This window comes from Mycobacteriales bacterium (assembly GCA_035690485.1).
GTDB lineage: Bacteria > Actinomycetota > Actinomycetes > JAFAQI01 > DASSKL01 > DASSKL01.
The window spans coordinates 1-6,763 of record DASSKL010000062.1; the positions used below are offsets into that span (position 1 = coordinate 1).

The following is a 6,763-nucleotide window of genomic DNA, read 5'->3' on the forward strand; positions in this document are numbered from 1 at the left end:
TCTTGCCGAACCGGGATCCGGCCCGGCTCAACGGGCAAGAACTATCTTGATATCAAGATACACGATGTCGAGCGTCCTCGCGCGGGGGCGCTCAGCGCACCAGCCGCGCGACGCACTCGACGTGGTACGTCATCGGGAACACGTCAAAGCGACTGAGCGTGGCCGCGATCCCTTGCGGCCGACTGCGATCATCGTCCCGAAGTCGCCTTTGACCTGCGGAGATGCTGATCTTCTCGCCTGAAGTCGTCGGCACGCCGTTGCGCACGTTTGTGAATCAAACCGAGCCCAATCCGAGCCCTCGTGCACGCGAGCGCCGACAGGCGCAAATGACAGCAACGTCAGGCCCCGCGGCGGGCGCGGGCCTCGAGGTACTGATCCATAACTGCTGCCGGCATCCGAGCTCGGTCGGAACGACGAATGTCGAGATGCAGCGAAGATGAAAGTGCCCATGAGTGTTCCACAGCTCGCGCTACGTCGACCTGGGCGCTTGGCCGTCCCGGAAGGGGATCCGCTTTTGGGGCCGGAGTCACCATCGCGAGTCGACGGACCGTGGTGACAGGCCAGGCTGGGGCGAAGGTCCTGGTGCTGGCCCTGACGGCGGCAGGGACCGAAAGCGGTCGTCGTCCATGGGTTCGTCGACCGCCTCGATCCGCAGCTCGTGTCCGGAGCCGGGCGTGCTGCCGCCGATGGGTTCGGTCAGTACACAGACGCCGGTGCCAACGTCGAGGCGGACTCGACACGCCTCCGGGTACTCGTCGAGCACGACCTTGTCGCCGGCACCGGACTCCGCTTCCGCAACGTCGACTTCACGAGAGCACAGTAGCGAGCAACAGGTGCAGCGCGGCTCGTAGGCCGGCGTCGGCCGCATGATCGCCTCCCATGCCGGGCGGCCGGCGTGCTGGACTTCGGCGACCGAGTCGATTTCCGTGCCCGGGAGGCTGGCGTCCGCGTCCGGGCTGTGGCCGTCGGCCAGTTCAACCGGGTCCAGCATCGCCACCCAGAAGTAGTCGCGGTACATGGGGGCGTCGTAGGAGGTCTCGGAAGGAAACCTATCGGGTCGCGCGCTCACCAGGCCATCAGCGCGCAACAGCGGCTGCGGTGCATCCGGGGTCGTCCACCACGGCAGCGTCGCGGTGTGTCGGTCACCGTCGGAGGTAAGGACGCCGACCTGCTGCGGTGACTCGTGAACGACCTGCACCAGGGCGCCATCGAGCGTCTCCACGCGCAGCCGGTCCGGCCGGCGCAGCCACGCCCGCAGCTCCTGGGCCCGCCACGAGTCGCCCGGCCAACGCGCGGTGAACCGCAACGTCGACCAGCGCCACGGCGACGAGCGGGCCAGCGCGGCAAAGTCGTCAGCGAACAGAGCGACCACACGGACAGTCTGCTCGGCAGGACGGCCGGGCACGAGCGAATTCCCCGGCCGGGGCGCACACGACATGACGACGCCCTGGCAGCGCGCCGCGACCGGACGGCAATGGCGGTGGCAAGCGTCACCTACTCCGTGCATGCGATCAACGTTCGATAGCGGATCCCGCTGTGGTCACGCTGCGCGTGACGATCGGCTTGCGGTGACCGTCACGGCATCACAGGTGCACACGGCCTCAAGGAGATCGCGGTGACGGAACCGGGGCCGGAGCGACATCGGGACGTGGACTCCCTGCTTGAATCGCACAGCAGCGCTTTGCCCGGAAGAGCGGAAGAGTCTCAAAGGGGAATGCTCTGCCCCCCGGCAGTGATCTTCGGCCGACCGGACTTGCCGGGCTAACAGCCGGACGTGCAGCAAGCCCCTCCGGGCCTCCAGATCGACGTCGCGGAGAGTCACTGTCACTGATCCCCTGCGGTTGTCGGAGCACTCGCCTACCCTGCGTTCATGAGTAAGGAAAGGCCCTCTTCCGATCCCATGTCCCGCTACGAGCGGAAGCGCTGGGACGAGCTGCAAGGGCACTGGGAGAAGAAGGCCCAGGGGCGGAAGGCCGTACTCCCGCCTCGAGCCCGGGTTGCGCTCGATACCACAGTGGAGGTCACGAAGAACACCGCTTCGAAGGCCGGCAAGGCGGTGGCAGAGTGGACCCCGGAGAAGGTGAAGGACGTCGCGGGTGCGGCCGTTGATGCCGCACTCGTGCCGACCGTCCATCACGTCGTGCAACTGCTCGAACTGCTCAATGACTGGGTGGTCGAGCTGACCGACCCGGATGCGGTTCTGAAGTATCACCAGGAGAAGGGCCGGGGGGTGGAGTCGCTGGAAGACCTGCGACGCCTGGACCTTGAAGAACTGGAGGAGCTGACTACCGGTATGGCGCTCAAGTGGGGCACCGTCGGCGTTGGGCAGGGGGCGAGTTTTGGTGCGCTGGCCATGATCCCCGTGCCCGTCCTCGGCAGCGTCTTGGCTATCGGGCTCGACATGATCGCCATGCATGTGCTCACGGGCGCCATCGCCACCCGCATCTGTTACGCCTACGGGTACGACGCCGCCGATCCGGAGGTGCGGCACATCATCGATCGCATGGTCGCCCGGGCCTACAAGAACCAGGTGGTAAAGGCTGGCTCGGTGAAGAAGGCCAGTGCCGCCTTTGACGCGGCGAAGGGCCGGGTCAACTGGAGTCAGAAGCTTCGCGATGACCACCGCCTCATGGCCGCGGTCGAGAAGTTGCTGAAGAGGGCGGGCGACGGGAAGCACGTGCCCGTCAAGAGCGCCCGGATGGGTATGCCGGTGATCTCGGTGTTGGCGGGTGCCGCGACGAACTCGCACGTGTTGGGCGATGCCGCGCGTCAGGCGCGGCACTACGGCGCGACCGTCCTGCTCGCGGAGAAGCACGGCCTGGAGCTTCCTCCGAACCTGCGCCGCAGCCTTGAGTCCGACGAGGACCCAGCCGTCGAGTAGCGAGATCGGCAAGCGGAGTGTGCCACAGCGGGGATCCCGTACTGGTCACGCTCCGCGTGACGATCCCTGATCGAAGCGGGCCTGTCCGTGGCAGGCGTGGACCGAGCGCATGGCGGCATGAGCGGTCACGCGAGGCCGAAGACCAGCGGCCTAGGGGATTTGCGCCACGACCGCGACTACTTCCGCATTCCCCGACGTTCCGGAGCCATGTCGTCGGGCATCCCTACGCTGGGGGCATGACCTTCACAGCCGTTCACCGCGCGCTGGGGGCCTCCCCGGCACCGTTGACGAACGAGTTGCTCGATGCTGCGGTGACCGCCGGCGTGGTGGAGACGAACGACTTGGATTGGAAGTCTGAGCTGCCGCGGGCGAAGGGACTGCCGCAGACGGACTTCCCGAAGGATGTCGCCGCGATGGCCAACAGCGGTGGAGGAGTGATCGTTTACGGCGTTCGCGAGTCGCAGAAGGCGGCGACGGAGCGGGTCGACGTCGGCGAGTTCGACGAGGCGTATGAGCGTTCCCTGCGTAGCGCCGCGATCACCGCCATCTCCCCACCCGTGTTCGGCCTACACGTGCACCGCCTCGGAGACGAGGGCAAGCGTGCCGTCGTGGTGGAGGTCCCGGCGAGCATCGACGGACCCCACCTGGTCTACAAGAACGACTACTTCGGTGCGCCCGTTCGCAACGACTCAGACACCGCGTGGATGAAGGAACGCCAGATAGAGGCAATGTATCGCGCGCGGTTCAACGAACGGCGCCACGCCACCGAGGCGCTGGACAACCTCTTCGCCGAGGCAGTCGGCGGTCGCGACACCGACAAGCGAGCATGGCTCATCGCCGTGGCCCATCCTCGCGTTCCCCGATTCCACGATCGGCTCTCCCGTGAGGAGGCACGCGACGTGCTGTCCAAGACGGAGAAACTAGCCCTGACCTACGCAGGCCGGGGCGGGGTTCACCCCCTGGAGAGCGTGGACCGGAGCAACCCTCGACCGGGCCTACGCCGCTGGGTCGCAGTCAACACCGCCACCGGCGAGCGGTCGACGTGGAAGGAAGCGTGGCTAAGCATCCATCACGACGGCTCGACCACCCTCGCGGCCGCGGTCGGCGGGCACCGCGTGACGAGCGACGGCTACTTCGAAGGCTCGCAGGTCCAGTCGGCAGCGATCGAATGCGGCATCGCGGATCTCATGGCGTTGATCCGCGCGACCGCAGAGGCCACCGACAACGACGAGTACGAAGTGCGGGTCGGGATCGAGTGGGCCGGCGAACAGTCCCTGACGATTCTGACAACGGACAACTCCGGCCTCACTTACGAGGGTGTCTCCACCCCGCTGCATCGCTACACGCCTGTCGAGACCACGGTCAACGCGGTCGAGTCCTCACTGGAGTACTACTGGCTTGTCCACGACCTTGCTCAGGACTGCGTGAACCAGGGCGGCATATCCAACGTGCGAATGATCCAGCCCCCGGAGCGCAATGATCAGCAGTAGCCGAATGGTGCTACACCCGAGCGATGGCCTGACCGACGAGCGACGTTCGGTCACGCCGCTGGTGTTCGGTTGAGGTTTCGGCATGCGGGACAGCAAGGGACCGCGCATCGGGCTCAGAGGGGATCTGCGGTTGAAGGTCATACGCGGCGGTGTGACGCACCTCCGTGACGGTGCCTTGGCAGGTGGACGCTGGCGTCACTGGCTGAGGGTTTCCCGACCGGCCGCGGCAAGAGCACGCAAGGCAGTCAGGGTCACCATCAAGTTGGGTTCGCCAGCGCGACCCCAGTCGACTACCTCCGGAGTGTTCTTGCTGCCGGGGCTGCGCCACCATTGCGCCGCCGCGTTCCACCGTCCGTCCGGCCGGCGCTTCACCTCGAGCAGGTCCAAGGCATCGGAGGCCCGCGGGTCGGTGCACCCGCCCCCTGGCGCTATGACGATCAGGGCGGAGAGCACGTCGTAATGCCAGTACGACGGGTAGGGCATCGACAGCCAACGAGCATTGATCGGCTTGCCCGTGCCGCCACGACGGAACACCCGATGCTGGAGGAACAACTCGACGGCCCGCTCCGCGGCTTCACGGGCGCCGGCGTGACCAGTGGCCGTGGCGTACTCCTGCAGACCCCACGCAGTGCGCAGCGACTCGTGGAACGACGACCGGTGCCCGTCGGCCCGGTTGTCACAGTTCCAGCCGCCGTCTGGCCACTGCCAGGAGATGATGGCCTCGGCAAGTCGTTGCGCGCGTTCGTCGCCGGCGAGTCCAAGCCGCGTACACGCGCCGAGCGCGTTGCCATGGATGCTGGCATGCGCACGCGGCAGTCCGTCGACCACCCGCGGTGGGCGCCTCAGCTCGTCGACGATCCAGGCCAGGACGTGGTCAGCGGCGGCTGCGACGCGCGGGTCGGTGGCCGGCGCGGCGAGCTCGGCCAACGAGACCAACCGCCAGTGGGCGCCGGTCCACTTGCGGTACGGGTCGCCCCCGAACCCGCCGTCATCATGCTGCCCCGCGAGCAACGCCGACACCCACGGCCCGGCCGTGATGGCTGCCCGGTCCGACGGCGAGTCTTCTCCCAGCAGATCGTGACGGGCCAGGTACCGCACAGACGGCTCCTCCGCCGCGAGCAGCCAGGCCATCGTGTCCGCGGTCTTGGTGTCCACAACAGCAGACTCTCAGATACCCGCGGCTTAGGAGCCCCGCCGCGCCTCGCTCCGAACTGACGGTCAACGCCAACGCGGCGGTATGCCGCAGCCTGCCCGAGCCGTGACTAGGCAGGTGTGGCGCCGGAGGCGGTCCGATTACAGGCCGTGCAGCCAGATCCGCAGCGGACCCACGGGTTCGAAGCCATGGCGGACGGCGACCGCCAGGTCGTCGCCCTGTTCGTAGCCGACCACCGGCAGGGCGGGGAACAGTTCGTTCGCGGCATCTAGTACGACCGGCCAGGCCGCGTCAGGGCCGCCGTCCAACGCAAAGACATTGGAGATACCGACCACCTGGTCGCTGCGGCTCGCAACCGCTCCGGCGACCAGCCGGCCGTCGGCGGACTTTCCGGCGAGCACGAAGGTGGCTGGGTCGTCGAGCAGGGCAGGCCGGAAGAGATCCGCGTTGCCGTCCCCGTTGTCCCAGGCGAGCGCCCAGTCGCGCAGCGTGTCCGGGGTGCCGACCACCGTCCAGGCAAGAGCCGATGAGGTGGTAGGCGCACTCGCCGGTCGGTGGATCCACTGTGCCTCAAACAGCACCCGAAAGCCTGCCTCGCCCAGGTCGAGGTCGGCGAAGCTGTCCTTGACGGAGGCGCCGGCTGCGGCGGTGTCGATCCGGGCCACCAGTTCGGCCGGATCGGCACTAGGCGCCAGCGTCACCGAGTCGGGGTAGTAGAGCGGCGTGCGCGCCGGAGCGGCCCAGGCCTGCGCCCCGAACTCACCCGCCAAGCCGTGCGATCGACTCATCGTCGCGCACCACTCGGCGTTGTTGCGGGCGGCGGCTTGGACCAGCAGTTCCTTCGGCGTCGTCACGGGTGCCGATCCTGACGCGTCCGGCCCGGCCCGTCGAGCGCTTTCTCTACGCGCACCGGGCGCGTGCGCTTGTGCGAGCTCGAGCCCGGGGCCACCACAAGAATTGTCGGACGCAGAGCCGACGCGATCTCAGATGTAGTGAACCCGAGTCGGTTGGCGTCAAGCACGTTGCAGACAGCCTCCGTGAACTGCCCGTCGCACGCCGGGACGTCAGCCTGTAACCGCCATCTCCTCAGACAGACGTGTCGCCGTCACCACCCAAAGCCACGCCGCATTCGCCCTGCGGTCCGCCTTGACTTGCCTGGCGCAGGACAATTGCCAACCGCGCGGCCGTCTCACTTCGCCGAAGCCCCGCGTGAACTGGAGTAGGCGCGTCAATCTGGGC

5 protein-coding genes are annotated in these 6,763 nt (G+C 67.5%); 2 read left to right on the plus strand and 3 right to left on the minus strand.

Annotated elements, in window-relative coordinates:
* Nucleotides 1-526 precede the first annotated feature (526 nt).
* On the minus strand, nucleotides 527-1,222 hold the full coding sequence (locus VFJ21_08610; protein ID HET7407174.1) for a hypothetical protein: 696 nt from the start codon (nucleotides 1,220-1,222) through the stop codon (nucleotides 527-529).
* 648 nt (nucleotides 1,223-1,870) lie between these two features.
* On the opposite strand from VFJ21_08610, the gene VFJ21_08615 reads away from it, so the two are divergent.
* Together VFJ21_08615 and VFJ21_08620 are read left to right on the plus strand one after the other, a co-directional pair.
* Nucleotides 1,871-2,881, plus strand: a complete 1,011-nt coding sequence (locus VFJ21_08615; protein HET7407175.1) for an EcsC family protein — start codon at nucleotides 1,871-1,873, stop codon at nucleotides 2,879-2,881.
* Nucleotides 2,882-3,117: 236 nt separating this feature from the next.
* Nucleotides 3,118-4,371, plus strand: coding sequence for an ATP-binding protein (locus VFJ21_08620; GenBank protein ID HET7407176.1), 1,254 nt, complete (start codon nucleotides 3,118-3,120; stop codon nucleotides 4,369-4,371).
* 195 nt (nucleotides 4,372-4,566) lie between these two features.
* On the opposite strand, the gene VFJ21_08625 is transcribed toward VFJ21_08620, so the two are convergent.
* Together VFJ21_08625 and VFJ21_08630 are read right to left on the minus strand one after the other, a co-directional pair.
* Nucleotides 4,567-5,526 carry a hypothetical protein gene (locus VFJ21_08625; protein HET7407177.1) on the minus strand — a complete coding sequence of 320 codons (960 nt, stop codon included), beginning with the start codon at nucleotides 5,524-5,526 and terminating at the stop codon, nucleotides 4,567-4,569.
* A gap of 138 nt (nucleotides 5,527-5,664) precedes the next feature.
* Nucleotides 5,665-6,378, minus strand: a complete 714-nt coding sequence (locus VFJ21_08630) for a hypothetical protein (protein HET7407178.1) — start codon at nucleotides 6,376-6,378, stop codon at nucleotides 5,665-5,667.
* Nucleotides 6,379-6,763: the final 385 nt, after the last annotated feature.